This window comes from Marisediminicola sp. UYEF4, assembly GCF_040546025.1.
Classification (GTDB): domain Bacteria; phylum Actinomycetota; class Actinomycetes; order Actinomycetales; family Microbacteriaceae; genus Marisediminicola.
This window is the reverse complement of the sequence record NZ_JBEPNA010000001.1, coordinates 351,166-377,568: the sequence shown is the minus strand read 5'-3', so window position 1 is coordinate 377,568 and position 26,403 is coordinate 351,166. Positions and strand designations below refer to the sequence as shown.

The following is a 26,403-nucleotide window of genomic DNA, read 5'->3' as shown; positions in this document are numbered from 1 at the left end:
ACCCGGAGGACCCCTCGCTAGGGCTCGGGGAGCGACTTCCTCGCGTCGCTGGCGTTCATGCCCGTCGCGGTCAGGAGATCGACGATGAGCGGGCGGATCAGCAGCACGAGCACCGACTCGGTCAGCTCCGACCCGGGCAGGACGGCCTCCGGCGACAACCGCCAGGCGACCTCGGTGAGATGCTCGCGCGCCTGCTCCTGATCAGTCCGCAACAGGCGGATGCCCGTCCGAACGTCGGTGATGAGCGTCGCGAGTTCCGGCCTCTCCCTGCCGTCGCGCACGAGGAAGTCGGCTCGGCGGGTGATGATCCGCAGATGCCTCGAGGCGAGATCGAGGCAGCTCAGCAGTCGCCACTGGGCGCGCAGCTCTGGCAGGTGCCGACGCAAGAACGGGGAGATTCTCGCGATGCCGATCGCCGAACCGAGCGACGTCGTCCACTCGTCGATGATCTGCTGCGTGCGGCGCAGCCGGGTGAGCGCGAGGTCCGCGGCCGGCTCGTCGGCAGTCTCGAGCGCGACGACGAGGGTGCCGAGCGCCTCGTCGAGCGTCGCAAACAGCTTCTTCGCGTCGCGCTCGGCCGCACGCCGGGGGTCGCGCGGAATGAGCGCGGTCACGAGGAGCGCCACGACGCCGGCGACAACGCCATCGAGGCTCCGGACGAAGACCCCTCCCTCCGGCGGCGGAAGCACCATCACGAGCATCGACTGCACCCCCGCCGCGACCGCGAACGCCGCGCTCGGCGAAATGAACCTCGCCACGAGCAGGGTCATCACGAGCACGAGAGCGAGCTGCCAGGTTCCCGACCCGACGAGGATCAGCATGAGCTCGCTCAGGCTGATGCCGATCAGGATGCCGACGACGATGTCGAGAACCCGCCGCGGGCTCGCATCCCGGGCGAAACCGAGGGCGGTGATCGTCACGGTGACCGCGACGACCGGGGAGTCGTGGCCGAGCAGGAAACGGGCGATCAGAAACGACGCGGTGGCGGCGACCATGATCTGCACGGCCGCGGGGATCGAGTTGCGAACCCGGCGCAGTCGCTGGGTCAGCTCGATGCGGCGCCGCAGGGACCGTTCGAGCCGTCGCATCGCGCCATCGGCCGAGCGGGAGGCCGCCATGTCAGCGGCGCACGGCACCGAGCCGCGGGATCCGCGGAACACCGGCCGTCGCACCCGCATCCGGAGGCACGATGATCTCCTGCGCCGCCGCGACCCTCGTGTCACCCGTGGCGACCGTGAGTGTGCTGGCCGGGTCGGCGGAGCGCTTGAGCACGGCGAGAGCGATCGGCCCGAGCTCGAAGTGGATCGCCGAGGAGGTGACCTTTCCGACGGACTTGTCGCCGAGCATCACCTCGTCGCCGGGCTGCGGCAACACGGCATCCGATCCGTCGAGGTGCAGCATCACGAGGCGGCGGGGCGGATGCCCGAGGTTGTGCACCTTGGCCACGGTCTCCTGGCCGCGGTAGCAGCCCTTCGTGAGGTGCACCGCGGAGCGCAGCCAGTCGAGCTCGTGCGGGATGCTCCGCTCGTCCACCTCGGTCGCGGCCCGCGGGCGCCAGGCTGCGATCCGGAGCGCCTCGGCCGCGAGAAGCCCCGCAGCGGGCCGCGTCGCCGCGATCTCGGCGAGGGCGGTGCGGGGGACGATGGTCTGGGTCCAGTGCCAGTCGGCAGCCGGATGCCCGTCAGCCGCGGCGTACTGGTGCCCGCCCGGCGCGACCGACGTCCACGGGTCACGCCAGATGAGCGGCACCCCGGCGGGGGCAGCGGCCGGGAGGCCTGCGTCGCCAACGGCGCCGATGACGGCGAACTCGGCGGAGCGGTCGGTCGGCTCGACCCTCAGCATGAAGCGCATTTTGGTGAGCCAGTCGAGCAGGCCGGGAGCCTCGGACGCTTCGAGCAGCATCCACAGGGTCTCGCCGTCGTCGAGCAGCCCGACCGCGTACTCGAGGTGTCCGTGCTGGTCGAGCAGCAGCGTCTCGCTCGACTCGCCCGGCCGCATGCCCGTGACCGCCTGGCTGGTGATCGAGTCGATCCAGCTCAGCCGGTCACTTCCCGAGACCGAGAGCACGGCTCGGTGCGACAGGTCCACGACCGCCTCGCCGCGGGCGAGCGCCCGCTGCTCACGGAACGGGTCGCCGTAGTGGGCGGCCACGCCCGCGTCTGCTCCGGTAGCCTCGACGGCGCCGGGGAGCCCCAGAAATTCACTCGTCACGGGACAGCCTTCCTGAGGCGTGGGTGCGCAAACCCTGGCCGAGCGCGGCGATGTCCCAGGCCCAGAGCAGGTGGTTCTCGACGAGTCCGTAGAGCCGCGTCGAGGCCGCGTGCTCCTTGGAGTTGACCGAACGCAGCACCGCGTCGGTCGCGAGGTCGATGCGGGGCCCTTTGACCTCGCCGATGTAGAGCTCGCTCACGCCACCGGGGTGGAGGATCGACACCTCGATGTCGAACGCATTGCCCGGGTTGCGCAGCGTCTCGACGGCGCTCGCGGTCGTGAACGGCGTCACCCCGACGCCGGGCAGGAGACCGGGGCCGGGGTCGGCCTCGGTCGCGGGGCGACTGAGCCGCCAGTAGCCGGTCTCGGTCGCGAGCGGCGTCAGGCCCTCGTCGAGGAGCCAGGTGTACGAGGTGTAGTTGAGGTGCGGGAGGCCGTCGTGGCTGAAGCTCAGCCGGTGCCCGAACTCGTAGTTGCGGAGGCCGTCGCCGGTGTCGTAATTGACCACGCCGGTGCCCTCCCAGACGCCGAGGAGCCATGAGAGCGGGACCAGCTCGGCGGGAAGATTGGAGTCGAGTTCGATCATGACAACTCCCGGATTGCGGTGGGCGTCAGCGCTGGCCCTTGTAGAGGTTGTAGACCACGAGCACCGAGATGTACCCGATCGACAGCGACGCGAGCACAAGAAGGCCGACGAAGAACAGCTCGATTGCGAGGAGAGACATGATCCGATTCTAACCTCACCCGGCGGCGACGAGGCTCAGCACGCCGGTCGCGGCGGCGAGCACGAGGATGGCGCCGCCAACACTGAGCATGATCCGGTCGACGAGCCCCTTCTTCTGGGTCGTCGCGACCTGGATGACGAAGGTCATCAGCACGGCCGATGCCATGGCGACCGGAATCCAGACCAGGTACTCGTCGGTCGGGGCGAAAACCCCGATGAGGAGCGCTCCGATCGCCGCCGCAACCCACACGGGGATCGCCGTGCTGAGGTGAGCCGCCATGCTCCAATTGTGCCCTACCGCCCGCACTTCGGTGTGCGGCGGCGACTTCGCCGCGATGCCGGGTCTCCCTGGACTTATAGACTGCAGACTCGGCCCTTCTGGAGGACGCGTGGCACAGCTGTTGATATTGACCCCTGCGGTCAACAGCGAGGTGCTCCCCGCCCTCGGCCTGCTCAGCCACAAGACACGCCAGATCCCGGCGGAGCCCGCGCAGCTGATCAACGCGCCGAGCTGCGACCTGCTGCTGGTCGACGCCCGCCAGGACCTTGCGAGTGCGAAGTCGCTGTGCAAGATCCTCAAGACCACCGGCATCAACGTGCCGCTGCTGCTCGTGCTCACCGAGGGCGGGCTCACGGCCGTCAACGCGGAGTGGGGCATCGACGACGTCATCCTCGAGAACGCCGGTCCGGCGGAGGTCGACGCCCGCATCCGCCTCGTCATCGCTCGCCAGTCGCAGGACCAGATGAGCCATAAGATCCACGCCTCGGGCGTCGTGATCGACGAGGCGAGCTACTCAGCGAAAGTCCACGGGCGTCCGCTCGACCTCACCTTCAAGGAATTCGAGCTTCTGCGCTTCCTCGCCACGCACCCGTCGCGCGTGTTCACCCGCGAGCAGCTGCTCAGCGAGGTGTGGGGCTACGACTACTTCGGCGGCACCCGCACCGTCGACGTGCACGTGCGGCGCCTGCGCGCGAAGCTCGGCGACCTCGAGTCGCTCATCGGAACCGTGCGCAACGTCGGCTACCGGTTCAACCTGCACGACGACGACGAGCTCCGCGGCCAGTCCGTCCATGCCTGACCTGCTCATTCCGCTCGACCCGACCGTGGCCGAGCACGCCAACCGTCTCGCGCTGCTGATCGCTGCGGCGACACGCGCCGACGGGCAGCCGCCGTTCTCCGACCAGTCCCTCGTGGACCTGTGGGCGGGGGCGAGGCTCGGCGCCGCCATTGAGGTCGACGGCGTGATCTCGGGCATCGCGATTATGACGACGGGAGCTGCGCCGGCGGAGGCCGAGATCGTCGTGAGCCCGGACCGCCGACGCCGCGGGCTCGGCGCGCGCCTGCTCGCGGATGTGCTGGCCCGGTCGGGCGGCAACGCATTGATCTGGGCCCACGGCGACCACCCGGACGCCCGCAGCCTCGCCGCCCGCTCCGGCCTGGAGCCGGTGCGCGAACTGCTGCAGCTGCGGCTGAGCCCGGTGCGCGCGCCCGGCGGCGCCACCGAGGTGCGCGCCTTCCAGCCCGGCGCCGATGACGCCGAGTGGATCGCACTCAACGCGCTGGCCTTCGCCGACCACGCGGAGCAGGGCGCCCTCAGCCAGGCCGACCTCGACGCGCGCAAAGCCGAGTCGTGGTTCGAGCCGGCCGACTTCCTGATCGCCTCGGGCGACGACGGCTCGATGATCGGATTCTGCTGGCTCAAGGTCGAGGGCGGGATCGGCGAGTTCTACGCCGTCGGGGTCTCCCCTGCCGCCCAGGGCCGCGGCCTCGGCAGGGGCCTCGTCGCCGCCGGTCTCCAGCGGCTCGCAGCGCGCGGCATCCGCGAGTCGAACCTCTACGTTGAGGCGGAGAACACCGCGGCCGTTGCCCTGTACCGTTCAGTCGGTTTCGTCGATCACTCGATCGACATCCAGTACTCGTCGCGGCCCGCCAGCGCGAGCTGAACGGCACCTGCGCGCGCGGTTCACACCCCGTTAGCGAATTCGCACAGGGGCGGCGGCGGCATGCTGTCATGATGGTCGGATGGACAGCGACATCTATCCCGTGGTCGCCGCCGTCGGCGCGGACTTCCTTGACGACGAGTACGACGACGAGTGGACCTGGTCCGACACGGGCGCCCTCGCGCCCGACCGGTTTCTCGACCGCGAGCTGAGCTGGCTTGCGTTCAACACCCGGGTTCTCGAGCTCGCCGAAGACCCCGACCTGCCGCTCCTCGAGCGGGCCAACTTCCTCGCGATCTTCGCGGGCAACCTCGACGAGTTCTTCATGGTGCGCGTCGCTGGCCTCAAACGCCGGATCGTGACAGGCCTGGCCGTTCCGACGAACGTCGGCCGTGCTCCGGGCGACGTGCTGAGCGACATCGCCGCGCGCGCCCACGAGCTGCAGACCCGGCACGCCGCCGCCTTCACCGACCTCGTGAAGCCCGCCCTCGACGAGGCGGGCATCCACATCGAGACCTGGGCCGACCTCGGCCCGGCCGACCGGGTGCGAGTCGAGGAGATCTTCTCGTCGCAGATCTTCCCGGTGCTCATGCCGCTCGCCGTCGACCCGGCACATCCGTTCCCCTACATCTCCGGGCTCTCGCTGAACCTGTCGGTGCGCATCCGCAACCCCAAGACCGACCGCGAGGAGTTCGCGCGGCTCAAGGTGCCGCCCGTGCTCGCGCGCTTCGTGCAGCTGCCGGATGACGGAAGCGGGATGCTGCGCTTCATCCCCCTCGAAGACCTCATCTCGAATCACCTCAGCCACCTCTTCCCCGGAATGGAGATCCTCGACCACCACGAGTTCCGGGTGACGCGCAACGAAGACGTGCAGGTCGAGGAGGACGAGTCGGAGAACCTCATCCAAACGCTTGAGCGCGAGCTGCTGCGGCGCCGCTTCGGCCCGCCGATCCGGCTCGAGATCACCGACGACATGGACCCGGTCACCCTCGACCTGCTCGTGCGGGAGCTCGGGATCACCGACCAGGAGGTCTACCGGCTGCCGGCGCCGCTCGACCTCGCCGGCCTGTTCGACATCACGAAGATCGACCGCCCGCAGCTGAAGTACCGCAAGCATGTTCCGACGACGGCGACCCAACTCATGCCGACCGAACCCGGTGCTGGCGCCGACATCTTCGCGTCGATCGCCCGGCAGGACATCCTGCTGCACCACCCCTACGAGTCGTTCGCGACAAGCGTGCAGGCGTTCCTCGAGCAGGCCGCGTCCGACCCCAATGTGCTCGCCATCAAGCAGACCCTGTACCGCACGAGCGGCGACAGCCCGATCGTCGAGGCGCTCATCAACGCGGCCGAGGCCGGCAAGCAGGTGCTCGCCCTGGTCGAGATCAAGGCGAGGTTCGACGAGTCCGCGAACATCAACTGGGCCCGCAAGCTCGAGAAGGCAGGAGTGCACGTCGTGTACGGCATCGTCGGCCTGAAGACCCACTGCAAGCTCGCGCTCGTCGTTCGCCAGGAGGACGGGCGCCTGCGGCACTACAGCCACATCGGTACCGGCAACTACAACCCGAAGACCTCCCGCCTGTACGAAGACCTCGGCCTGCTGACGGCGGACGACGTCGTCGGCAAGGACCTCACCAGGCTGTTCAACGAGCTCTCCGGCTACGCGATCGAGAAGAAGTTCAAGCGCCTCCTTGTCGCCCCTCTGCACCTGCGCAAGGGGCTCATCAAGGCCATCAGGGCCGAAACTGCGGCCGCGCTGGCCGGCTCCCCCTCCGGCATCCAGATCAAGCTCAACTCGATCGTGGACGAGGCGGTCATCGATGCGCTGTATGAGGCGAGCAACGCCGGTGTGCCCGTTCAGATGGTCATCCGCGGCATCTGCACGCTCAAGCCCGGCGTGCCCGGGCTCAGCGAGAACATCACGGTGCGCTCCGTTCTGGGGCGCTACCTCGAGCATTCCCGGATCTTCTCCTTCCACAATGGCGGCGACCCGAACGTCTATATCGGCAGCGCCGACATGATGCACCGCAATCTCGACCGCCGGATCGAGGCGCTCGTTCGGCTCACGAGCCCGGAACACCTGCGCGCCGTCGAGAGCCTCTTCGCCCTCGCGATGTCGGAGGACACCGCCGCGTGGAAGCTCGCGGGCGACGGCACCTGGACCAGGCACCACCTCGCCGCCGATGGCACGCCGCTGCGCGACATGCAGAACGTCATGATGAGACGGATTTCCCAGCGCAAACGCCCGGGGGTGCGCCGGTGACCCTGACCGTGCCGTCGACGGTGGTCGCCGCGGGCGTCGTGTGCTGGCGGATGACGGGCGGCAAGGCACGCGTGCTGCTCGTGCACCGCGCCAACCGCGGAGACATCTCCCTCCCGAAGGGCAAGCTCGAGCCCCGCGAGTCGCTGCCCGAGGCGGCCGTGCGCGAGACGCTCGAGGAGACGGGCCTCGCGGTCACCCTCGGGGCGCCGCTCGGCGAGACCGAGTACCCTCTGCCGACCGGTCGCGACAAGATCGTGCACTACTGGGCCGCGGAAGCGACCGAGGCCGCCATTGCGGCGTCGAACTTCGTGCCCAGTTTCGAGGTCACCTCGACCGAGTGGGTCACCCTCAAGGCGGCCCGCGCGATGCTCAGCTACGAGCGTGACAGGGAGCTCATCGACCGGTTTGCCGCGCGGGTCGAGAACGACACCCTTCGCACCTTCGCGGTGGTCGCCCTCCGCCACGGCAAGGCCGTCCCCGCGAGCTCCTGGAACGGCCCCGACTCCACGAGGCCGCTCGAGCATGCCGGCATCGAGGAGGCCAGGGCAGCGGCACGCGCGATCGCCGCCTACCGACCGACGAAGCTCATCAGCAGCACCGCCGCTCGCTGCATCTCCACGATCGAGCCGCTGGCGACAATGCTCTGGCTCGACGTCAAGGCGACGGCCGCGATCAGCCAGGACGCGCACGAAGACGGCGTCGCGAATGTGCACCGCGTCATCAGCAAGCGCGTCGCGAAGAGGGACACCGCTGTGCTGTGCAGCCATGGGCCCGTGCTTCCCGAGATCATCGACGAGATCGCTGCGTGCGCCGGCAGCCCCCGCGGCGCGGAGCTGCGCCACGCGTCATCCCTCGCGACGGGCGACTTCGCCGTCGTGCACCTGTCGGTCGCCGATCCGACCGCCGGGATCGTCGCGGTCGAAGTGCACTCCCCCGCCAGTTTCTGACGCCCGTAGCGGGTACGGCGTTCGCGGGTTGTTCACCTTCCGTTCACCAAAACAGTCGAACGTGGTCATGGGCACTGAGTAACGTCACGTCGTGGGCCAGCACCGGCCCACCACAGCAAACAGCACCTCCCGAAGGGAACATCGTGAACTCCACACGTCTCGGCCGCGCGGCCGTCATCGCCATAGCCGGCACCATCCTGCTCTCCTCCTGCGCAACCAACGAGGGCGGGGCCACGCCGACCGAGTCCGACTCGGGCTCCGAGCTCACCGGCACCCTGGTCGGCGCGGGTTCGTCCGCCGTCGGCGCGGCGCAGGAGACCTGGATCGCCGAGTACCAGACGGCCAACGAGGGTGTCACCATCAACTACGACCCCTCCGGCTCCGGAGCCGGTCGCGAGACCTTCCTCGCCGGCGGCAGCGACTTCGCGGGAACCGACCGCGCATTCAACGACGAAGAGGTCGCCGCCGGCGGCTTCGCCGCGTGCGCACCCGACAGCGGCATCGTGCAGCTCCCGCTCTACGTCTCGCCGATCGCCGTGATCTTCAGCCTCGACGGCATCGACTCGCTCAACCTCGACCCCGCGACCATCGCGGGCATCTTCGCCGGCGAGATCACGTCGTGGGATGCGCCGGAGATCGCCGCGCTGAACGAGGGCGTCGAGCTCCCGGCGACGAGCATCACCCCCGTACACCGCTCGGACGACTCCGGCACGACCGAGAACTTCACCGACTACCTCGCTGCAGCCGCCCCCGATGTCTGGACCTACGAAGCCGACGGCGTCTGGCCGATCGAGTCCGGCGAGGCCGCACAGGGCACCTCCGGTGTCGTCGACGCGGTGACCAACGGAACCGGCACCATCGGCTACGCGGATGCCTCGCGCGCCGGTGAGCTCGGAACCGTCGCCGTCCAGGTCGGCGCCGAGTTCGTCGAGTACTCCCCCGAGGCCGCAGCGGCCATTGTGGACGCCTCGCCGTTCATCGAGGGACGCCCCGACTTCGACCTCTCGATCGAACTCGACCGCACTCCCGACAGCGACGCCTACCCGGTTGTGCTCGTCGCCTACCTCGTCGGCTGCGAAACGTACGCCGACTCCGACCAGGGTGCGCTCGTGAAGGACTACTTCACCTACATGGCGAGCCCCGAGGGCCAGGCGGTCGCCGCGGCAGATGCCGGTTCGGCTCCGATCTCCGACACGCTCTTCGAGAAGGTGACGGCTGCAATCGACATCATGAGCTAGTAGCGTAAACCGCGTCGACTGGCTGCGGCGACCGTGTCTTCGACACGTGTCGCCGCAGCTTGCCGATTGGGCCCCGCCCCTCAGCCTCCCCCCACCCCCAGCAGACGGGCCGCAGGAAGAACCACCATGACAGCAGCGATACCACGCGCGAAGGTCCGCCCCGCAGACCGCATCTTCTCCGGCAGCACCCTCATCGCCGGGGTGCTCATCCTCGTGGCCCTCGCGGCCGTCGCCCTGTTCCTCATCGTTCAGAGCATCCCCGCACTCGTTGCCGACCCGGCCGAACTCGAGGGATCCCCGACGAGCTTCTGGGCCTATGTCGCCCCCCTCGCTTTCGGAACGGTCTGGGCCGCCGCCATCGCGCTCCTCATCGCCTTCCCACTGTCAATCGGCATCGCTCTCTTCATTTCGCACTACGCCCCCCGCCGCATCGCCCAGGGGCTCGGCTATGTCATCGACCTCCTCGCCGCAGTTCCCTCGGTCGTCTTCGGTCTCTGGGGCATCAAGGTCCTCGCCCCGTTCCTCACGCCGTTCTATGACTGGCTCGTCACCAACTTCGGCTGGTTCCCGCTGTTCGCGCCGCCGGTCTCCGGCACCGGCCGCACCGTCCTCACCGTCGCCATCGTGCTTGCCGTCATGATCATCCCGATCATCACCGCGCTCTCGCGGGAGATCTTCCTGCAGACCCCGCGACTGCACGAGGAGGCGGCGCTGGCCCTCGGCGCCACCCGTCTCGAAATGATCCAGATGGCCGTGCTTCCCTTCGGCCGCGCCGGTATCGTCTCGGCCGCGATGCTCGGGCTCGGCCGAGCACTCGGCGAGACGATGGTTGTCGCCATGGTGCTCTCGCCCGCGGTGGTGATCAGCTTCGTCCTGACGAGCTCGACGAACCCGTCCACGATCGCAGGAAACATCGCGCTGAAGTTCCCGGACGCGTACGGTGTCGGCGTCAACGCGCTCATCGCGACGGGCCTCATTCTCTTCATCATCACCCTCGTCATCAACTCGATCGCCCGATTTGTCGTCAATCGCCGCAAGGCGTTCTCTGGAGCGAACTAGTGACCACCTCCATCGCACCGGCGACCACCGGCATAACCAACACGCTCACCGCCAGCAGGCTGCCCAAGTGGGCCACGTGGGCGATCCTCGCCGGATGCTGGGCGGTCGCGGCCGGGGTCTTCGCGATCGTTCAGCTCAGCACAGGCGGCGACTACTCGATCGTCGGTGCGGTCTTCTTCGGCACCGTGCTGTTCAACATCATGCTTTTCGTACTCTCCTTCCTGGTCGAGGGGGGCCGCCAAGCGCGCAACAGGCTGGTCACCTCGCTCGTCGTCACTGCGTTTCTGATCGCCCTCATCCCGCTCCTGTCGCTCGTCTCGACCGTGCTCGGTAACGGGCTCTCCCGGTTCGACCCCGCGTTCTTCAGCCAGTCGATGCGCAACGTCGTCGGCGAAGGCGGCGGCGCACTGCACGCAATCACGGGCACACTCCTGATCACCGGCATGGCCACCGTCATCTCGGTTCCCGTTGGGCTGCTGACCGCCATCTACCTCGTCGAGTACGGGCAGGGTGCCGTCGCGCGTGCAATCACCTTCTTCGTCGACGTGATGACCGGCATTCCGTCGATCGTCGCCGGACTGTTCGCGTTCGCGTTCTTCTCCCTGATCACGAATGATCCCGGCATCCGGTTCGGATTCGGCGGCGCGGTGGCACTGTCGCTGCTCATGATCCCCGTTGTCGTGCGGTCGTCGGAGGAGATGCTGAAGATCGTTCCCAACGAGCTGCGCGAGGCCGCATATGCCCTCGGCGTTCCGAAGTGGCTGACGATTCTCAAGGTGGTCATCCCCACGTCGATCGCGGGAATCACCACGGGCGTCACGCTGGCGATCGCCAGGGTGATCGGAGAGACCGCACCGTTGCTCATCATCGCCGGCTTCACGGCGAGCATGAACTACGACCTGTTCAACAACCGAATCATGACCCTGCCCGTGTTCGTGTACACCCAGTACTCGACGCCAGGCACCGACGTGCAGTCCTACCTCGACCGGGCCTGGGCCGCAGCCCTCACCCTCGTGCTCATCGTCATGGCCCTCAACCTCATCGCCAGGCTTATCGCGAAGTTCTTCTCGCCCAAGCTCGGCCGCTAACACTGCACCCGTCAGACCTAAAGGAAACCTGTGTCAAAGCGCATTGAAGTGAACGACCTCAACGTCTACTACGGCAAGTTCAAGGCCGTAGAAGACGTCACCCTCACGATCGAGCCGCGAACGGTCACGGCATTCATCGGCCCGAGCGGGTGCGGCAAGACCACGTTCCTGCGCACGCTCAACCGCATGCACGAGGTGATCCCCGGCGCGTATGTCGAGGGTGAGGTCATGATCGACGGCAACAACCTGTATGGCCCGGGAGTCGACCCCGTTCTCGTCCGCCGCCAGGTCGGCATGGTGTTCCAGCGTCCGAACCCGTTCCCGACGATGTCGATCCGCGAGAACGTGCTCGCGGGCGTCAGGCTCAACAACCGGCGGATGTCGAAGTCCGACAGCGACGGCCTCGTCGAGGAGTCGCTGCGCGGAGCGAACCTCTGGAATGAGGTCAAGGACCGCCTCGACAAGCCCGGCTCCGGCCTGTCCGGCGGCCAGCAGCAACGCCTGTGCATCGCGCGCGCGATGGCCGTCTCGCCCGAGGTCATCCTCATGGACGAGCCCTGCTCGGCGCTCGACCCGATCTCGACTCTCGCGATCGAGGACCTCATTGAGGAGCTCAAGAAGGACTTCACGATCGTCATCGTGACCCACAACATGCAGCAGGCGAGTCGTGTCTCCGACCGCACCGCGTTCTTCAACATCGCCGGAACCGGCTACCCCGGCAAGCTCATCGAGTACGACGACACGACGACGATCTTCTCCAAGCCCAGTATCCAGGCGACAGAGGATTACGTGTCAGGCAAGTTCGGGTAGGCCCCGGCAGACGAATGCCCCCGCGACCTCATGGGCACGGGGGCATTGCTGCGCTGCGGGTCAGGCGTCTTCGATTACCACGATCGGCGTCGTCGTCGGCTGCTCGGAGCCGCCCTTCGGCTCCACTGTCACGCCGACGGCGCTCGCCTCGCCGATCGAGCCCTCGAGTATTCGCCAGTCCTGCTCTGCCGACGCACTGAAGGTGCCTGCGCCGACGGCGCCGGATTCGCCGATGTACCAGAGCTGGTAGACGCGGTCCCCGGTGAGCTCGGGGAGGGCGTCGAACATCATCGCCGAACGCTGGAGCGACTCGGACCAGACGAGGGTGGCCGTTCCGCCGCCGCTCACCGACGACTCGGAGCGTTCGACATCGGGCGCGGCTGTCAGTTCCGCGAGGTTCGCGGCTTGGGCCATCGCGTCCTGGTAGGTCGCGTCGGTGAACTGCTGCCCCACGACAGTCCCGCCGGCGAACAGCGCGACGGCCGCCGCGGCCGCAACGAGCATCGTCATGGGCCTGCGGTACCAGCGGGCGTGTGCGCGTGTTTCGGCGCTGCGGCTGGTGCCTGCGGCAATCTTGCGGATGCTGGCTTGGTGCTCGTTGGTGGGGACGGCGTCGGCCGCGACGGTCGGAAGCGGGGGCACGGCGACAAGCGGCGTGACCGCGGCATCCGTCTCCGCGTGCGAGGCCCGTTCGTTCCCGAGCTGAGGGGTGGCTGAAATCAGCGCCATCAGGTTGGCCTTGAACTCGGGCGATGGGGTCACCGGCGGGGACGCGAGTCCCAGCATCATTGCAGTGTTAGACAATTCGGTCACCTCCGTTCGGGCTTCTTCTGATTGGGCAAGGTAGTTTTCGACGGCAGCCCGTTCGGACTCGTCAAGGGCGTTGAGTGCATACGCCCCGGTGAGGAGGTGCAATTCATCGCGTTCGGTCACGATGCGACTCCCAGTTCATCGCGAAGTCTGATCATGCCGTCACGAAGGCGGGTCTTCACCGTGCCGATTGGCACCTTGAGGAGCGTCGCGACCTCGCTGTGGCTGTAGCCGCCGTAGTACGCGAGGGAGACGGCCTGACGTTGCAATTCGGTCAATCGCGCCATGGCCTCCTTCACCCTCTCGTGCTCGATGGTGACTTCAACTGTTTCTGATACGTGATCGTACTCCGGGGCAAAGTCCCGGATTCCGACTTTGGTGTCGCGATCCCGGGAGGACTGCGACGATCGGATTCTATCGACGGCACGCCTGTGCGCCATTGTCAGAATCCACGTTGACGCGCCACCCTTGTTCTCGTCGAAACGAGAGGCGGTCTGCCAAATCTCCAGGAAGACTTCCTGGGCTACTTCTTCGGACTGTGCGTGATCAATGAGCAGACGACGGATGAGACCGAGAACTCGGGGGGCAACGTCGTCGTACAGCCGACTGAACGCCTGCTGATCGCCGTCCGCGATGCGATGCAGAAGTGCCTCCTTCGAGACGCTCTCCACGTCGGACGCAAAGTCCTTACTGGGTTCACTGATGCTGGGCACGAGTCTAAGCATGCCAAACATTCCCCACCATCGCGTGCGCCGCGGGTGCACCACACGCGATTGTCATGCTCTTGATTCGCAGCGGACGCCAGATTGGATTGGTCGGCGGCACGCATGAGCAGGCTGTGAGGGTGTGGCCGAACCGCAGAACGCCTCTCGGCGTGCGGCCGCTCTAGGCGGCGAATATTGGAGCCCGGGGTTACTGCGGTCCGGCCATGGCCCGAAGGCCAAGTACCAGTCTAAGCACAGCCGGCTGCGTCAATCCAGTGTGCCGCTTCGCCACGAGCGAGCGCACGCGGTGAACTCGCTCGCAGTGTGCGAGAGGCGCAGCGCCTTGGTCGTGAGCTCCGTCGCGCGCGCCGGATCAGTGACCTCGATGTCGTCCGCGACGCTCGCCGCTCCGGTCGACGTGACGCGGCAGAACGCGGCCGCGCGGTCCAGTGCGATGCCGAAGTCGCCGTCGAATACCCCTCGCAGGATCTCGTCCGCGAGTTGGATGATCTCGGCCGGCCCGGTCGGGCTCGTCGCCCCGGCGACCACGGGGTCGATTGTCGCGGCCATCTCGGTGCCGCGCTGGTAGTAGAAGCTCGTGCCCTGGGCATCCTGTCGGATGAGGGCCCGCATGAGGTAGATGCGCCAGAGCGCCCCCGGCAGCGATCTCGCGCTCGCGCGCGACCAGAGTTCGGCGATCGCATCGATGCCGTGGTCGTCGGTGTAGGCGACGAGCCGCTCGACGACTCCGGGGTCGGAGCTGAACCGCACGCGGGCGAGCAGCGCGTGCGCCGTCTCATGGGCGACACGGCTGATCTGGGCTGGGTCGTCGCCGCCCATCATGCTCTCGAACTTTGCGCCCGAGAATTGGGTTGGCTTGTGGAACTCGTCGGTCATCGCAGTCCAGACTATGCCAGTCGCCGCGCGGCCCGAAAAAGCCCGGTAGATTTGTCTGGCAGGGGCCTCTAGCTCAGTTGGTAGAGCATCGGACTTTTAATCCGCGGGTCGTCGGTTCGAGTCCGACGGGGCCCACCCTCTCGACCGTGTCGAAACCACATACCTCTTTGACACACATCGAATAAGTGTGACAATGGCGCTATGCCCAAGTCGCTCCCGGTCCTCGACGACATCTCGCCGATCTGCTGCGCGCCGCTCGCCTCCACGCCCGAGTTTCCGGTCGAGGATGCCGTGCGGTTGGCGATCCGGTTGAAGGCGCTCGCCGACCCGACGCGGCTCAGGCTGATCGCGTTCATGCTCAGCCAGCCCGGCCGGGAGGCGTGCACCTGCGACCTCGCTCCCGTCGTGGGCCTATCGGAACCGACCGTGAGCCATCACCTCAAGACGCTCGAGAGAGCCGGCCTGGTCTCGAAGGAGCGCCGCGGCATGAGCGTGCACTACGCGGTAGAGACCAACGCCATCCGCGCCATGGGCGTCGCCATCCAACTGGATGACGGCGACCAGACCGACAGCCGATCATGCAGCGCATGACCCAACGAGCATGACCTAAGGAGAACACCGTGCCCACAATCCGTATCTACGAAGCCGCCCTCTGCTGCGACACCGGCGTCTGCGGAGCCGACGTCGACAAGTCGCTCGTCGAGGTCACCGCGAACGTGCGCAACCTCCAGGGCCTCGGCGCCGACATCGCCCGCCACAACCTCGCCGGCGACCCGACTGCCTTCACGAGCGACGAGACCGTGCGCGGATTCATGCACACCGTCGGGTCGAAAGGCCTGCCCCTCACCGTCGTCGATGGCGTCACCGTCGCCACGGGCGCCTACCCGAGCCTCGAACAGCTGCGCGAGCTCGCCGGCCTCGGCGGAGCAGCCAACTCCACGGGCGCAGCCAGCTCCACAGGCGCCATGCCGCGAACGGAGCTTGGCCTGACGGAATCGTCCGGCGGATGCTGCGGCGGCGCGACCGGCTGCTGCTGACACCGATGAAGTTTCTGGAGCACCCTCCGAGGTTCCTGTTCTTCACCGGCAAGGGCGGTGTGGGCAAGACCTCTGTCGCCTGCGCCACAGCACTGGAACTCGCCGGCCGAGGACTAAACGTGCTCCTCGTGAGCACCGATCCGGCCTCGAACATCGGCCAGGTCTTCGGCATCACGATCGGCAATACGATCACGCCGATCGACGGGATCCCGCGCCTGGCCGCGCTCGAGATCAACCCCGAGCAGGCCGCCGAGGCCTATCGCGAGCGCATCATCGCGCCAGTGCGCGGGCTCCTTCCCGACAGCGAGCTCGCTGGAATCGCCGAAAGCCTCTCCGGTTCGTGCACGACGGAGATCGCGTCGTTCGACGAATTCACCAGCCTGCTCACCGATGACACCTCCTACGGCGAGTACGACCACATCGTCTTCGATACGGCGCCGACCGGTCACACGATCAGGCTGCTGCAGCTGCCCGGCTCCTGGACGGAGTTCCTCGATGCCGGCGAGGGCGACCCGTCCTGCCTCGGCCCGCTGTCCGGGCTCGAGAAGCACAAGACCGTCTACGCGCAGGCGGTTCGCGCGCTCGCGGATCCGTCGCGCACCCGTCTGGTGCTCGTCAGCCGCGCGCAGGCGTCATCCCTCGCCGAGATCGATCGCACGTTCAGCGAACTCAACGAGATCGGTATCGCCGGCGGTTTCGTCGTCGTCAACGGCATCCTGCCGACGCTTGCGGGCGAGGAACCCCTTGCTCAGGCCGTGCAAGATCGCGAGGCCGCCGCGATCGCGGCGATGCCCGACACGATCGCCGGACTCCCCCGCGACCTCCTCGAACTGAGGTCCGGCAACATGGTTGGCGTCGCCGCGCTGGGCCAGCTCTTCTCCGCGGCGGTATCCGCCGAACCCCCCGCCGGTGACCGCGATGTGCGGGAGCTTGCCGACGCGCCACTGCGACTCCTCGTGGACGACCTCGAACGCGACGACCACGGCCTTGTGCTGTGCATGGGCAAGGGAGGAGTCGGCAAGACCACCATCGCCGCGGCGATCGCGGTCGCGCTGGCCGAGCGCGGGCACGACGTGCACCTCACCACGACAGACCCGGCCGCCCATCTCACCGACACCCTGCACGGCAGCATCCGCGGGCTCACGGTTTCACGCGTCGACCCTGTCGAGGCGATCAGGGACTACCGTGAGCACGTCATGGCCACGAAAGGCAAGGATCTCGACGCCGACGGCAAGGCCGCGCTCGCCGAAGACCTGATGTCGCCCTGCACCGACGAGGTCGCCGTCTTTCGGGAGTTCTCCCGTGCGGTCCACGAGTCCCGTCGCAAGTTCGTCGTGGTCGACACCGCACCGACCGGCCACACCCTCCTGCTACTGGATGCTACGGGCTCGTACCATCGGGAGATCGCCCGCCAGGTCGGCGACAGCATGCCGTTCGTGACGCCGCTCATGCGACTGCAGGATCCGGATCTGACCAAGGTGATTCTCGTCACCCTGGCCGAGACGACGCCGGTGCTCGAGGCGGAGGAGCTGCAGCAGGACCTCGAGCGGGCCGGAATCCATCCCTGGGCGTGGGTCGTGAACAACTCCATTGCCGCCGCGCACCCCTCCTCGGCGTTCCTGCGCCAGCGCGCCGCGAATGAGCTCGTACAGATCGACCGTGTTCGCGCAATCACCAATCACGTCGCCATCGTGCCCCTTCTCGCGGTTGAGCCGATCGGCGAGGCGCTCCTGGCCGACCTGACTGACGGCCTCGCCCAGCCGGCGTAGCCCGTGAATGGACACACCTCTCTTCGGGCGGCCTGCTCACCCGGCTGAGCTTCAGCTGGTTGAGCAGGCCGCGCAGCGACCGTGTCGAAGCCACGCGACTGCGGTCGGTTTCGACACGCACGCCAGGGCGCGCTGCTCAACCGGCAGAACCCGGCCCCTTGTTCAGGACGGGTGTGGCATCGGCAATCTTCCGCCGCGCCTCGGGGTGCGGGTCGGGTCGATGCGTGCAGGTGGGATCAACCAAGGCACGTTGTCGATGACCTGCACTGTCCAACCGTTGTGGATCACGTGGTGGTGGCCGGTGCACAAGAGGATCCCGTTGTTCAAATTCGTTGGCCCACCGTTCGACCACCAGTGAATGTGGTGCGCCTCCGTGTAGGACGGAGGTTTCCCGCAGCCGGTGACGGCGCAGCCGCCGTCGCGTTCAGCGAACGCGATCCGCTGGGCGCGGGTGAACAGTCGTTTGCCGACGCCGAGGTCGAGGACCTGGCCTTTTCCGCCGAGGACCGCAGGAATCAGCTCTGCGTCCGCGGCGAGAATCCGGGCGGCACTGGCGGTGATGGGCTCCTCGACGCCGTCCAGCTGGGCGACACCAAGACCGGTCTGGAGCTGCTCCAGGGTCATCCGGATGACCAGGGTGGTGTGCGGGAGGGTTCCGGGGGCGGTGGTGCAGCCCATCATGTGCCGGGCCACATCAATGAGGGCGTCGGCCGCGATCCTCGGGATGGTACGCGGGTCCTGGAGCTCGATGTGGTCGGCCGAGCAGTTGTCGCGGTCCACCCCATCGTCGCCGTGGCTGTGGCCGCCCTTGGCTCCCGCCGCGCCGTTCACGGCGGACTCCGCCTCGAACCGCACCGTGCGCAGGGCGTCGCCGACCATCGCGTCGATCATCGTGCGCACATACCCGGCACCGAGCGGGTCGAGGTCGATGGTGCACCGCTCCAACCCGTTGCCCTGCTTGGACCACCGCAGCGACCGCAGCGCGATCAGCGCCTCCTCCCTCGGTGCGACCCCGTCGGTGTCGAGCGCGTCACGCCAGGCGACCGAGAGCTTCCGCACGGTGTCCGCTGGATGGGCGGCGGCGAAGTCGACCAGCTCCGACTCGGCGGCGACCAGGTGCTCCGGGAGGGCGCGTGGGGCGGCCTGGGTCAGGCTGGTGATAATCGCCTGCGCCGCATCGACCTGCACCGCACCGGTGTTGACGGCGTCGGCGACGAGCGGGAACGGGGCCGGGAGACGCTCCCCGAGCAGGGACACCGGGGCGGTGGTGGCCTCGCCCAGCCGCACTGTCTTCCCGGCCTCAGCGAGGGTGATCCGGCCCAGCTCGGTGAGCAGCGCCGCGGGGGAGGTATGCCCGGAGGACTTCGCGAGCCCGCCCTGGCCGAGAGAGGGGCGCGACCGGACGCTGAGTTCTCCGGCGGCCCGGACCAGGAGGGCATCGACCTGGCGTTTCAGGTCGTAGCCGGACCGGATCGCCCGGAGCAGGCCCGCGTCGGACATGGACTCGACATCCAGTTGCGCAGGAGCTACCACGATGGCCTCGCCGAACGAGCCCGTCACCGGATCCGGGTGCTCACCGACTTGGTCACCGAATCCGGTCAACGCACCGGCCCAGACTGACACGCACGAGTGAGCACTCGCGGCGAGGAGATCGGTTGCTTTGGACATACCCACACATTGACAGATGCCACCGACATTGCTGACGGACTGTAAACCATAGCCTGATCTGGGGTAATGCCTGTGGATAACCCTCGCGACGGGGGACCTGTGGAGGAGGAGTCACGGGCGTCCGGCCCGCATTCCAACACGGCCACGGGCGGCCTGCTCACTCAACCGCGCTAGCGCGTTTCGGGCAGGTGCGCCTCGACGGCGCCTGCGACGACCCGCGTGCCGAACATGGGCTGGTGTGCGGTCGCGGGGCCGCCACCACGTCACCGGAGATCAGCGGGAACGTACTCCCGTGCCACGGACACTCGACGCACGGCTCGGCGCTGGCGGTGCGCTCGCCACTGGCTAGGCTCCCGTCGCTCAGCGGCCCGGAGAGGTGGCTGCAGGTGTCGGAGAGCACCATCACGTGCTCGCCGCGCCGATAGACGACCAGCAGCAGCTCACCGACCGTGCACCGAATCAGGCGCCCCTCAGCGAGGTCGGACAGAGCACCGATGGCGTGCCACCCTCGCGGAAAACGGTCGACGATGTCGGCGGCGCGGTTCATCCCGGCAGCCTGCCGGTAGCTGAGGTGCCCGCCCGGGAAGGCGGCCGCCGACACGAAGGCGAGCCCCGTGAAGCTCAGCACCTTGCCGCTTCCGTGGCGCCCCCTCGCCCGCTGAACGAACGAGGCCGCGAAGAGGCCAGTGGCGACGAGGTTGGCGGCCGAGTGCACGATGCCGACCCGCAATTGGCGATCGTGCAGCCGCGCCCAGTCTGCGTATCCGGCCAGTCCGCGGGAAGCGCGCCGGCAGCCCCCACGCCGACGACCACCCGGGCGGCCCGGGTCGTGGGTTGCATCAGGTCGAGGATTGCCGCCACACCCACACGCCGTGCAGCGTGTCGCGCACCCACTGCGGCCGGTCGACGCACGGCGCGAACGGCCCGCTACTTCGTATCGCGCTGCTTCTCGTCGCTGTGATCGGCGTCGACGTATTCGCCAGCTTCCTCGTCAGCGTCGATCTCAGTGCCGGCGCCGTGGTCGACCGGAGTGACGTAATCACCCTTCTCATCCATCGTCATCGGTACGGTGTCCTCGCTTGGTACGTGCTCGTGCACGGCCCCGCTCACATAGCTGCCCTGGTCTTCGCTGGCGAGCGGCTCCTCTATCGTGCCGTCGCCCCTGTCAACCGGATGCACGTAGTCCGCGGCTTCGTCGGCGGTCGGCACCGCTGGCTCGTGGGTGTGCTCTGACTCGTTTCCATCGTGATGTGTCATGGGATCCACGGTACGCCAGCCGCCTGATCATCAACAGGGCTTGCCGAGGAGAGGTCAATCAGGGCAAGCAACGCCCGTCCGTAGGCGTCGGCGGCATCCGACCCGGTGAACGACACCGTCTTGCCCGCAATGACCGCCTCGACCCGGTACACGGGATCGTCGTCCTCGCGGTCTGTGGCTCGCTGGAGGCTGCGGAACGTTGCGCGGAGCAGGTCGCGCAGCTGGTCCTCGCGGGGAAGCCACAGGGCATCCTCGAGGTCGACCGAGTCAAGCGCCCACTCGGTTGTGCCATTGAAGCCGAGGATCGTGCCGGTCGGATGCTCGTAAGCCTCCACTGTCATCTCGCTCACCGTGAAGACGTCGGCGTCGACCTCGGGTCGGTCGATGCGGAACGCGTCCCCCGAGGCGGGATGCCACACGAGTCCGGAGTCGTGCAGCGCCCTGGCCAGTTCGGTGGAAATCATGGGCAATTATGCCCACACGAGGCTGGATGTCGGATGGCCGGTCGACGACGTCGCCGGTCAGCCGACCACCGTGCCGAACGCGAGGCCGAGGAGGTAGGTCGCGGCCGCGGCGCCGTAGCCAATCGCGAGCTGCCGCAGGGCGCGCTTGAGCGGCGGACCGCCCGACAGGATGCCGACGACGGCGCCCGTCGCGAGCAGAGCGACACCGACGAGCACGGCGGCGATGACGAGCGCCGCGATGCCGCTGATGCCGAACAGGAACGGGATGATGGGGATGATCGCGCCCGACGCGAAGAAGCAGAAGCTTGTCGCGGCGGCCTTCATCGCGGTGCCGACGGCCTCGTGGTCGTCGCCGCCGTCGCTCGAGTCGCGCAGCGCGTGGTCGGCGAGCATCTCGCCCGCGCGCGCGGCGGCCTCCTCCGGGGTCATCCCGCGGGCCCGGTAGACCAGCGCGAGCTCATTCGCGTCGACGTCGAGGTCGGGAACGACGTTGCCCGCGCTCGGGTTGGGTGTAGATGATTCGAGCAGTTCGCGCTGCGACCGCACCGAGACGTACTCCCCCGCTCCCATCGAGAGGGCGCCGGCAAGCAGCCCGGCCACGCCGGTGAGGAGTACCGCGCCGGGGGCAAGGCCGCTCGCGCTGACCCCGGCGACCAGGGCGAGGTTGCTGACGAGCCCGTCGTTCGCGCCGAAAACGGCGGCACGGAAGCTTCCCGAGAGCCGGCTTCGGCCGCGCGCGGCCAGTCCGCGCACGACTTCCTCGTGGATCCGCTCGTCCGCGGCCATCGCGGCCGTCGCATCCGCATCCATCTCATAGGGCGACCGCGACTCGGCCCGTTGCGCGAGCGCCAGCACGAAGACCGACCCGAACTGGCGGGCGAGGAAGCCCAGCACCCTGGTGCGCGTGTCACCGCCACGGCGCGGTTCCGCGTCGTCGCCGAGCAGGGCGATCCAGTGCTGCTGGTGGCGCCCCTCGGCCTCGGCGAGCGCAAGGAGGATCTCGCGCTCCTCGCCGGAACGCCGCCGCGCGAGATCGCGGTAGACGGCCGCCTCGGCGCGTTCGTCGGCGAGGTAGCGCCTCCACCGCCGGATGTCGGACGGGCTCGGCTCGCGAGCCGTTCCGCCGACCTCAGGACTGGAGGGCAGTGGCGCTACGTTCATGGTCCTCCGGTCGAACACGGCGGCGAGGAAACTGGCCCCCGATCAACTACCCAGAATAACGGATGCCCCAACCCAAGCTCCACGTCTGCCCCGGTTCCAGCCAGCGCACCCCCTCACCGCTATTGAAGGCGTTCGCTGGTGCGGTCATCGGCTCGACCGCGATCGCGAGGCCGAGCTCCCCGTCCCGCGGGAACTTTCTGTTCGTGAACACCTGCACCCAGGCGAATTCCGGGTCGCGCGAGAGCTCGACGAAGCGGCCGTCCGGCGCGGTCAGCCGATGGGTGGCACCCGAGCCGACCCCGCCGAAGCCGTCATCGAGCTGGAGGTCGCCGACCCGGCCGCCGGCCCTGAGGTCGTGGCCGGTGCCGTCGACCGCGGTCACCGTGACCGGGTTGAGACGGTCGTCGACTTCGATGTGGGTCGTCGCCGGGAGTGTGAGGGTGAGGTCCTCGACGGGCACGTCGCCGAGGCGCAGGTACGGGTGCGCGCCGACGGCGACGGGCGCGCTCGCTGTGCCGACGTTGTGGATGCCGTGCGTGACGGCGATCCCGTCGTCGGTCAGCGCGTAGCGCACGGTCGTCTCGAGCTGGAACTTGTAGCCATGCTGCGGGAACACGGTCGCCGCGAGGGTCACCGCGTCGTCGCTGCGTTCGGCGACACGGTAGCCCGTGTTGCGCAGCAGTCCGTGGATGGCGTTGCCCCGCGGGGCCTCGGTGAGGTCGAGCTGCTGCGCGCTGCCATCCAGCATCCACGCGCCGTCGCGGACACGGTTCGGCCACGGGACGAGCACGATGCCGGAGCCATAGGGAGGGAGGGCAGTGTCGGGGTAGGTCTCGACGAGATCGATTCCGTCGACCGAGAGGGCGCGAAGGCCAGCCGCCAGCTCCGTTATGATTGCCCGTGATTGCCGATTCCCGCTCGTCCTCGTGAGTGCGAATTGTTCCCCGGTGGGTGTGCTCATGCGCCCAAGACTAGGGGAATACCGGCGCTCGTCTGTTGAGAGAAACAAGGCTGATGGCTCCCATTACGAAGCGCGAATATGTTCTTGCCGACGGACGGGAGTTGATCTATTTCGATGACGCCGATTCGACGCTGAGCCCGCATCGCAAGCCGGACGCGCGCGTGCTCGATCCTCGTCCGGCCACCGCGACGATGCGCCAGGACGTCCTGACCGGGGAGTGGGTGTCGATCGCCTCGGCGCGGCAGAACCGCGTATTCCTGCCGCCGGCGCACCTCGACCCGCTCGCTCCCGCAACCGACACGAACCCGTCGGAGATCCCTGACAACTACGACGTTGCGGTGTTTGAGAACCGGTCGCCGTCGTTCGGTCCCGAACTGGGCGACGTGCCCGCCGCCGGGAGTGTCGGCATCGGCCGCACGCATCCGTCCATCGGCCGCTGCGAGGTCGTCTGCTTCAGCCCCGAGCACGAGGGGTCGTTCGGCAGCCTGACCCAGTCGCGCGCGCGCACGGTGATCGAGGCGTGGGCCGACCGCACCGCGGCGCTCTCGGCGCTGCCGGGCATCGAGCAGGTGTTCCCGTTCGAGAACCGCGGCGAGGAGATCGGCGTGACGCTGAGCCACCCGCACGGCCAGATCTACGCCTACCCCTACGTCACCCCGCGCACCCGCCGCCTGATCGACCAGGTCGACGCGGTGGGTCCCGACCTGTTCGAGCAGATCCTCACGAGTGAGCGCGCCAGCGAGCGGGTCGTCCTGAGCGGCGAGCACTGGACGGCGTTCGTGCCGTTCGCGGCGCGCTGGCCCATCGAGGTGCACATGCTCCCCCACCGCCACATCCCCGACTTCGCCGCCACCAACGAGGCCGAGCGCGACGAGCTGTCGAGCATCTACCTACGCCTCCTGCGCGGCATCGATGCGCTCTACGACACTCCGACGCCCTATATCGCCGCCTGGCACCAGGCACCGGTCACCGAGAAGCGCGACGAGATCCGTCTCATGCTCCAGGTCACGTCGCCGCGACGCGCCGAGAACAAGCTCAAGTACCTCGCCGGGTCCGAAGCCGCGATGGGCGCCTGGATCGGCGACGTCGCGCCGGAGCAGGCCGCCGCATTCATCCGGGAAGGAATCGCGAAAGCATGACCGACATCAGGGACGAGGTTCGAGCGGGCTTCGCTGAGACCTTCGGGTATGAGCCGAGCGGCCTGTGGTCTGCCCCCGGCCGGGTCAACCTCATCGGTGAGCACACCGACTACAACGAGGGCTTCGTGCTGCCGTTCGCGATCAACCGGCGCACAATCCTCGCGCTCGGCCTCCGCTCCGACCGGATGCTGCGCATCGCGAGCTCATTCGCGGACGAGCTCGTGGAGCTCGACCTCTCCGAGCTCGACACCGACAACCTGCACGGCTGGTCGGCCTATCCACTCGGCGTCGCCTGGGCGCTCGGCGAGCACGGCGCCGACCTCGCAGCCGTTCCCGGCTTCGACATCTTCATCGACTCCGACGTTCCCGTCGGTGCCGGGCTCTCGTCGTCGGCCGCGATCGAGAGCGCCGTCGCGCTCGCCCTCAACGATGTCTGGCATCTCGGGCTCGACCGGCGCACTCTCGCGCGCGTCGGACAGCTCGCCGAGAACAAGGCCGTCGGCGCCCCAACCGGGATCATGGACCAGTCGGCATCGCTGCTCGGCGAAACCGACTCGGCCGTCTTCCTCGACTGCCGCACGCTCGAGTCGGAGGTCGTCGACCTCGGCTTTGCCGCGGCCGGGCTCGAACTGCTCATCATCGACACGGGCGTCAGCCACTCCCACGCGACCGGGGGCTACGCCGACCGCCGCGCGTCCTGCGAGCTGGGCGCGAAGCTGCTCGGGGTCACCTCTCTGCGCGAAGTCACCGTCGACGACCTCCCACGCGCTCGCGAGGTTCTCGACGAGGTGACATTCCGTCGGGTGCGGCACATCGTCACCGAGAACGAGCGCGTGCTCGATACCGTGCGCACCTTGCGCGAGAAGGGCCCGCGGGCGATCGGCGACCTGCTCGATGCATCCCACCGCTCGATGCGCGACGATTTCGAGATCTCGGTGCCCGAGCTCGACCTCGCCGTGGAGACCGCGACGATGAACGGCGCCCTCGGCGCCCGGATGACCGGCGGCGGGTTCGGCGGTGCCGCGATCGCGCTCGTACCGACGGATGCCGTGTCGAGATTGCAAGTCGCTATCGATGGGGCGTTTGCCGAGCACGGATTCGGGCAGCCTGATACTTTCGTGGTGAGCGCTGCCAAGGGAGCCAGTCGCGACTAGCGGCGCGCTGCGCCACAATCCTGGAGACCCTTGTGGCCATTTCCCTTGCTCGTTCCGTTCGCGTCGCCGTGTCGATCGGCGCCCTGTTGGCGCTCGCCGGCTGCACAAGCGCTCCGGCGACCGCGCCGGAACCCGAGCCCAGCGCCACGGTCGAGCCGTCGCCGGAACCCACACCCGAGAAGACGGCGAAACCCGACGACGTGCTCTTCACGGTGTCGGCGAAGGTGCGCGCGATCGACGGGACGACGCTGGAAATCTCGATCACCGGACGTGAGCCGGTCGCCTCGACCGACACCGCGGCCGCGCCACTCGTCGAGGACTTCGTCGAGCAGTGCACAGCCCTGGAGGGGCGAAGCGTGTCCGACGCATCCGCCCCGATCTCGGAGGAGTCCCTCGCGAAGTTCGGCAGCAGCCTGATGCGCATCGACCTCGCGAGCAGCCCTGAGGGCGAGACTTTCGTTGCCCCGGTCGACCTTGCGCTCGGCAGCCCGTACTACGCGAAGGTCGCCTCCGGTGACAAGGTCCAGGCGATCGACACCACGACGACGTGTACGGGGCGCTATCAGATGACCGGGTCCGGGGCGGGCACCGCGATCACCAACTACGAGAGCGGCCGCACGCTACCGGACCTCAGCCAGTGGGCCTACGGTCACTACGGATTCACCGTGCCATTCGAGTCCGGCGCCACGATCGAGGCCTGCCGGGTCGTCGTGACCGAGCTCGCGACGCCGGCCGTTGAGGATGTTCCCGGCTGGGATCCGGGGTCCGACGCCACGGGGATCTCCTGCGGGATCGGCTACCGCGGCGAGTAGAGTCACCGCCGCTGACCACGCCGGTTTGCGTCGCGCGCGAACGCAACCGAGGAGATCCGGCACACACGCCGAGTTTCTGGGCGTCGCAACACGGTGAGTCGCCGGATCTCCTGCGTTGCGTGCGGTTGCCGCGAGCCAGACAGCGTCAGCGAAGCCGCTCGGCCGCCTCCACCACGTTGACCAGCAGCATGGCGCGCGTCATCGGACCGACTCCGCCGGGGACCGGCGAGAGGTACCCGGCGACACCGGGAACAAGCCGCCCCGGTACATCGGGTGCGGCCCATCTGCA

General features: G+C 68.2%; 27 protein-coding genes, 1 tRNA gene and 1 pseudogene. 15 read left to right on the top strand and 14 right to left on the bottom strand.

All coding sequences use genetic code 11. The features are described from left to right. Nucleotides 1–17 precede the first annotated feature (17 nt). The 4 genes from ABIB15_RS01830 to ABIB15_RS01815 all read right to left on the bottom strand — a co-directional run bounded on the left by ABIB15_RS01830 (nucleotide 18) and on the right by ABIB15_RS01815 (nucleotide 3,215). Complete coding sequence (locus tag ABIB15_RS01830) at nucleotides 18–1,088, bottom strand: FUSC family protein (RefSeq protein ID WP_354474782.1); 1,071 nt, start codon at nucleotides 1,086–1,088, stop codon at nucleotides 18–20. Between the two features lie 31 nt (nucleotides 1,089–1,119). Beyond that, complete coding sequence (ygfZ, locus tag ABIB15_RS01825) at nucleotides 1,120–2,211, bottom strand: CAF17-like 4Fe-4S cluster assembly/insertion protein YgfZ (protein WP_354474780.1); 1,092 nt, start codon at nucleotides 2,209–2,211, stop codon at nucleotides 1,120–1,122. Next, nucleotides 2,201–2,797, bottom strand: a complete 597-nt coding sequence (locus ABIB15_RS01820; RefSeq protein WP_354474779.1) for a heme-binding beta-barrel domain-containing protein — start codon at nucleotides 2,795–2,797, stop codon at nucleotides 2,201–2,203. Before ABIB15_RS01820 ends, ygfZ begins: the two co-directional genes overlap by 11 nt. A gap of 154 nt (nucleotides 2,798–2,951) precedes the next feature. Further along, on the bottom strand, nucleotides 2,952–3,215 hold the full coding sequence (locus ABIB15_RS01815) for a hypothetical protein (protein WP_354474778.1): 264 nt from the start codon (nucleotides 3,213–3,215) through the stop codon (nucleotides 2,952–2,954). 109 nt (nucleotides 3,216–3,324) lie between these two features. On the opposite strand from ABIB15_RS01815, the gene ABIB15_RS01810 reads away from it, so the two are divergent. The 8 genes from ABIB15_RS01810 (at nucleotide 3,325) to pstB (ending at nucleotide 12,281) form a co-directional block, all read left to right on the top strand. Further along, nucleotides 3,325–4,014, top strand: coding sequence for a response regulator transcription factor (locus ABIB15_RS01810; RefSeq protein ID WP_354474777.1), 690 nt, complete (start codon nucleotides 3,325–3,327; stop codon nucleotides 4,012–4,014). Next, nucleotides 4,007–4,879, top strand: coding sequence for a mycothiol synthase (gene mshD, locus ABIB15_RS01805; RefSeq protein ID WP_354474775.1), 873 nt, complete (start codon nucleotides 4,007–4,009; stop codon nucleotides 4,877–4,879). Before ABIB15_RS01810 ends, mshD begins: the two co-directional genes overlap by 8 nt. 79 nt (nucleotides 4,880–4,958) lie before the next feature. Beyond that, nucleotides 4,959–7,139: an RNA degradosome polyphosphate kinase gene (locus ABIB15_RS01800; protein WP_354474774.1), complete on the top strand. Its 2,181-nt coding sequence runs from the start codon at nucleotides 4,959–4,961 to the stop codon at nucleotides 7,137–7,139. Next, nucleotides 7,136–8,086, top strand: coding sequence for an NUDIX hydrolase (locus ABIB15_RS01795; protein WP_354474773.1), 951 nt, complete (start codon nucleotides 7,136–7,138; stop codon nucleotides 8,084–8,086). The genes ABIB15_RS01800 and ABIB15_RS01795 overlap by 4 nt, the downstream gene beginning before the upstream one ends. Nucleotides 8,087–8,229: 143 nt before the next feature. Beyond that, a complete protein-coding gene (locus ABIB15_RS01790; RefSeq protein ID WP_354474771.1) occupies nucleotides 8,230–9,324 on the top strand; it encodes a phosphate ABC transporter substrate-binding protein PstS in 1,095 nt (364 codons plus the stop codon). A gap of 126 nt (nucleotides 9,325–9,450) precedes the next feature. Beyond that, a complete protein-coding gene (pstC, locus tag ABIB15_RS01785) occupies nucleotides 9,451–10,383 on the top strand; it encodes a phosphate ABC transporter permease subunit PstC (RefSeq protein ID WP_354474769.1) in 933 nt (310 codons plus the stop codon). Next, the gene (pstA, locus tag ABIB15_RS01780) at nucleotides 10,383–11,471 is read left to right on the top strand and encodes a phosphate ABC transporter permease PstA (protein WP_354474768.1); all 1,089 of its coding nucleotides are present in this window, start codon (nucleotides 10,383–10,385) and stop codon (nucleotides 11,469–11,471) included. Before pstC ends, pstA begins: the two co-directional genes overlap by 1 nt. 30 nt (nucleotides 11,472–11,501) lie before the next feature. After that, complete coding sequence (gene pstB / locus ABIB15_RS01775; RefSeq protein WP_354474767.1) at nucleotides 11,502–12,281, top strand: phosphate ABC transporter ATP-binding protein PstB; 780 nt, start codon at nucleotides 11,502–11,504, stop codon at nucleotides 12,279–12,281. A gap of 60 nt (nucleotides 12,282–12,341) precedes the next feature. Here the strand turns inward: pstB and ABIB15_RS01770 are convergent, their stop codons facing one another. From ABIB15_RS01770 to ABIB15_RS01760, 3 genes are all read right to left on the bottom strand, one after another. After that, entirely contained in the window at nucleotides 12,342–13,214 is an 873-nt protein-coding gene (locus ABIB15_RS01770; RefSeq protein WP_502908896.1) for an anti-sigma factor, read from the bottom strand. Further along, nucleotides 13,211–13,816 carry a sigma-70 family RNA polymerase sigma factor gene (locus ABIB15_RS01765; protein ID WP_354475127.1) on the bottom strand — a complete coding sequence of 202 codons (606 nt, stop codon included), beginning with the start codon at nucleotides 13,814–13,816 and terminating at the stop codon, nucleotides 13,211–13,213. The genes ABIB15_RS01770 and ABIB15_RS01765 overlap by 4 nt, the downstream gene beginning before the upstream one ends. 246 nt (nucleotides 13,817–14,062) lie before the next feature. Beyond that, on the bottom strand, nucleotides 14,063–14,692 hold the full coding sequence (locus tag ABIB15_RS01760) for a DNA-directed RNA polymerase subunit beta (protein WP_354474766.1): 630 nt from the start codon (nucleotides 14,690–14,692) through the stop codon (nucleotides 14,063–14,065). 62 nt (nucleotides 14,693–14,754) lie between these two features. Here ABIB15_RS01760 and ABIB15_RS01755 point away from each other — a divergent pair. The 4 genes from ABIB15_RS01755 to arsA all read left to right on the top strand — a co-directional run bounded on the left by ABIB15_RS01755 (nucleotide 14,755) and on the right by arsA (nucleotide 17,498). Then, nucleotides 14,755–14,827, top strand: a tRNA-Lys gene (locus tag ABIB15_RS01755). A 66-nt stretch (nucleotides 14,828–14,893) separates the two neighbouring features. After that, complete coding sequence (locus ABIB15_RS01750; RefSeq protein ID WP_354474765.1) at nucleotides 14,894–15,283, top strand: metalloregulator ArsR/SmtB family transcription factor; 390 nt, start codon at nucleotides 14,894–14,896, stop codon at nucleotides 15,281–15,283. Between the two features lie 29 nt (nucleotides 15,284–15,312). Next, nucleotides 15,313–15,729, top strand: a complete 417-nt coding sequence (gene arsD, locus ABIB15_RS01745; RefSeq protein WP_354474763.1) for an arsenite efflux transporter metallochaperone ArsD — start codon at nucleotides 15,313–15,315, stop codon at nucleotides 15,727–15,729. Next, on the top strand, nucleotides 15,699–17,498 hold the full coding sequence (arsA, locus tag ABIB15_RS01740) for an arsenical pump-driving ATPase (RefSeq protein ID WP_502908895.1): 1,800 nt from the start codon (nucleotides 15,699–15,701) through the stop codon (nucleotides 17,496–17,498). The genes arsD and arsA overlap by 31 nt, the downstream gene beginning before the upstream one ends. Before the next feature lie 162 nt (nucleotides 17,499–17,660). Here arsA and ABIB15_RS01735 read toward each other — a convergent pair whose 3' ends face one another. The 6 genes from ABIB15_RS01735 to ABIB15_RS01710 all read right to left on the bottom strand — a co-directional run bounded on the left by ABIB15_RS01735 (nucleotide 17,661) and on the right by ABIB15_RS01710 (nucleotide 23,009). Further along, nucleotides 17,661–19,166, bottom strand: coding sequence for an HNH endonuclease signature motif containing protein (locus tag ABIB15_RS01735; protein WP_354474761.1), 1,506 nt, complete (start codon nucleotides 19,164–19,166; stop codon nucleotides 17,661–17,663). A gap of 157 nt (nucleotides 19,167–19,323) precedes the next feature. After that, entirely contained in the window at nucleotides 19,324–19,896 is a 573-nt protein-coding gene (locus ABIB15_RS01730; RefSeq protein ID WP_354474759.1) for a Rieske (2Fe-2S) protein, read from the bottom strand. A 197-nt stretch (nucleotides 19,897–20,093) separates the two neighbouring features. Then, nucleotides 20,094–20,423: a hypothetical protein gene (locus ABIB15_RS01725; protein WP_354474758.1), complete on the bottom strand. Its 330-nt coding sequence runs from the start codon at nucleotides 20,421–20,423 to the stop codon at nucleotides 20,094–20,096. After that, nucleotides 20,420–20,887 carry a pilus assembly protein CpaE gene (locus tag ABIB15_RS01720; RefSeq protein ID WP_354474757.1) on the bottom strand — a complete coding sequence of 156 codons (468 nt, stop codon included), beginning with the start codon at nucleotides 20,885–20,887 and terminating at the stop codon, nucleotides 20,420–20,422. Before ABIB15_RS01720 ends, ABIB15_RS01725 begins: the two co-directional genes overlap by 4 nt. Before the next feature lie 57 nt (nucleotides 20,888–20,944). Beyond that, nucleotides 20,945–22,048, bottom strand: a complete 1,104-nt coding sequence (locus ABIB15_RS01715; RefSeq protein WP_354474756.1) for a VIT1/CCC1 transporter family protein — start codon at nucleotides 22,046–22,048, stop codon at nucleotides 20,945–20,947. Between the two features lie 46 nt (nucleotides 22,049–22,094). Further along, nucleotides 22,095–23,009, bottom strand: a complete 915-nt coding sequence (locus ABIB15_RS01710; protein ID WP_354474755.1) for an aldose 1-epimerase family protein — start codon at nucleotides 23,007–23,009, stop codon at nucleotides 22,095–22,097. Between the two features lie 53 nt (nucleotides 23,010–23,062). Between ABIB15_RS01710 and galT the strand changes: the two genes are divergently transcribed. Genes galT through ABIB15_RS01695 form a run of 3 tightly spaced genes read left to right on the top strand, consistent with a single transcriptional unit; the run spans nucleotide 23,063 to nucleotide 26,114 of the window. Next, complete coding sequence (gene galT / locus ABIB15_RS01705) at nucleotides 23,063–24,148, top strand: galactose-1-phosphate uridylyltransferase (protein ID WP_354474754.1); 1,086 nt, start codon at nucleotides 23,063–23,065, stop codon at nucleotides 24,146–24,148. Continuing rightward, nucleotides 24,145–25,302, top strand: a complete 1,158-nt coding sequence (gene galK, locus ABIB15_RS01700; RefSeq protein WP_354474752.1) for a galactokinase — start codon at nucleotides 24,145–24,147, stop codon at nucleotides 25,300–25,302. The genes galT and galK overlap by 4 nt, the downstream gene beginning before the upstream one ends. A gap of 32 nt (nucleotides 25,303–25,334) precedes the next feature. Further along, the gene (locus ABIB15_RS01695) at nucleotides 25,335–26,114 is read left to right on the top strand and encodes a hypothetical protein (protein ID WP_354474751.1); all 780 of its coding nucleotides are present in this window, start codon (nucleotides 25,335–25,337) and stop codon (nucleotides 26,112–26,114) included. 145 nt (nucleotides 26,115–26,259) lie between these two features. Here ABIB15_RS01695 and ABIB15_RS01690 read toward each other — a convergent pair. Then, nucleotides 26,260–26,376: pseudogene (locus tag ABIB15_RS01690) on the bottom strand (bifunctional methylenetetrahydrofolate dehydrogenase/methenyltetrahydrofolate cyclohydrolase); the annotation flags it as partial. Nucleotides 26,377–26,403: the final 27 nt, after the last annotated feature.

Excerpts from the sequence above, each read along its gene's own strand:
- ABIB15_RS01815 (WP_354474778.1), bottom strand. The coding sequence starts at position 3,215 with ATGGCGGCTCACCTCAGCACGGCGATCCCCGTGTGGGTTGCGGCGGCG.
- ABIB15_RS01715 (WP_354474756.1), bottom strand. The coding sequence starts at position 22,048 with ATGAACGTAGCGCCACTGCCCTCCAGTCCTGAGGTCGGCGGAACGGCT.
- ABIB15_RS01820 (WP_354474779.1), bottom strand. The coding sequence starts at position 2,797 with ATGATCGAACTCGACTCCAATCTTCCCGCCGAGCTGGTCCCGCTCTCA.
- ABIB15_RS01725 (WP_354474758.1), bottom strand. The coding sequence starts at position 20,423 with ATGACACATCACGATGGAAACGAGTCAGAGCACACCCACGAGCCAGCG.
- mshD (WP_354474775.1), top strand. The coding sequence starts at position 4,007 with ATGCCTGACCTGCTCATTCCGCTCGACCCGACCGTGGCCGAGCACGCC.
- ABIB15_RS01720 (WP_354474757.1), bottom strand. The coding sequence starts at position 20,887 with ATGATTTCCACCGAACTGGCCAGGGCGCTGCACGACTCCGGACTCGTG.
- galT (WP_354474754.1), top strand. The coding sequence starts at position 23,063 with ATGGCTCCCATTACGAAGCGCGAATATGTTCTTGCCGACGGACGGGAG.
- ABIB15_RS01830 (WP_354474782.1), bottom strand. The coding sequence starts at position 1,088 with ATGCGACGGCTCGAACGGTCCCTGCGGCGCCGCATCGAGCTGACCCAG.
- ABIB15_RS01735 (WP_354474761.1), bottom strand. The coding sequence starts at position 19,166 with ATGTCCAAAGCAACCGATCTCCTCGCCGCGAGTGCTCACTCGTGCGTG.
- ABIB15_RS01710 (WP_354474755.1), bottom strand. The coding sequence starts at position 23,009 with ATGAGCACACCCACCGGGGAACAATTCGCACTCACGAGGACGAGCGGG.
- galK (WP_354474752.1), top strand. The coding sequence starts at position 24,145 with ATGACCGACATCAGGGACGAGGTTCGAGCGGGCTTCGCTGAGACCTTC.
- ABIB15_RS01765 (WP_354475127.1), bottom strand. The coding sequence starts at position 13,816 with ATGCTTAGACTCGTGCCCAGCATCAGTGAACCCAGTAAGGACTTTGCG.
- ABIB15_RS01760 (WP_354474766.1), bottom strand. The coding sequence starts at position 14,692 with ATGACCGACGAGTTCCACAAGCCAACCCAATTCTCGGGCGCAAAGTTC.
- pstC (WP_354474769.1), top strand. The coding sequence starts at position 9,451 with ATGACAGCAGCGATACCACGCGCGAAGGTCCGCCCCGCAGACCGCATC.
- ABIB15_RS01750 (WP_354474765.1), top strand. The coding sequence starts at position 14,894 with ATGCCCAAGTCGCTCCCGGTCCTCGACGACATCTCGCCGATCTGCTGC.
- arsA (WP_502908895.1), top strand. The coding sequence starts at position 15,699 with ATGCTGCGGCGGCGCGACCGGCTGCTGCTGACACCGATGAAGTTTCTG.
- ABIB15_RS01800 (WP_354474774.1), top strand. The coding sequence starts at position 4,959 with ATGGACAGCGACATCTATCCCGTGGTCGCCGCCGTCGGCGCGGACTTC.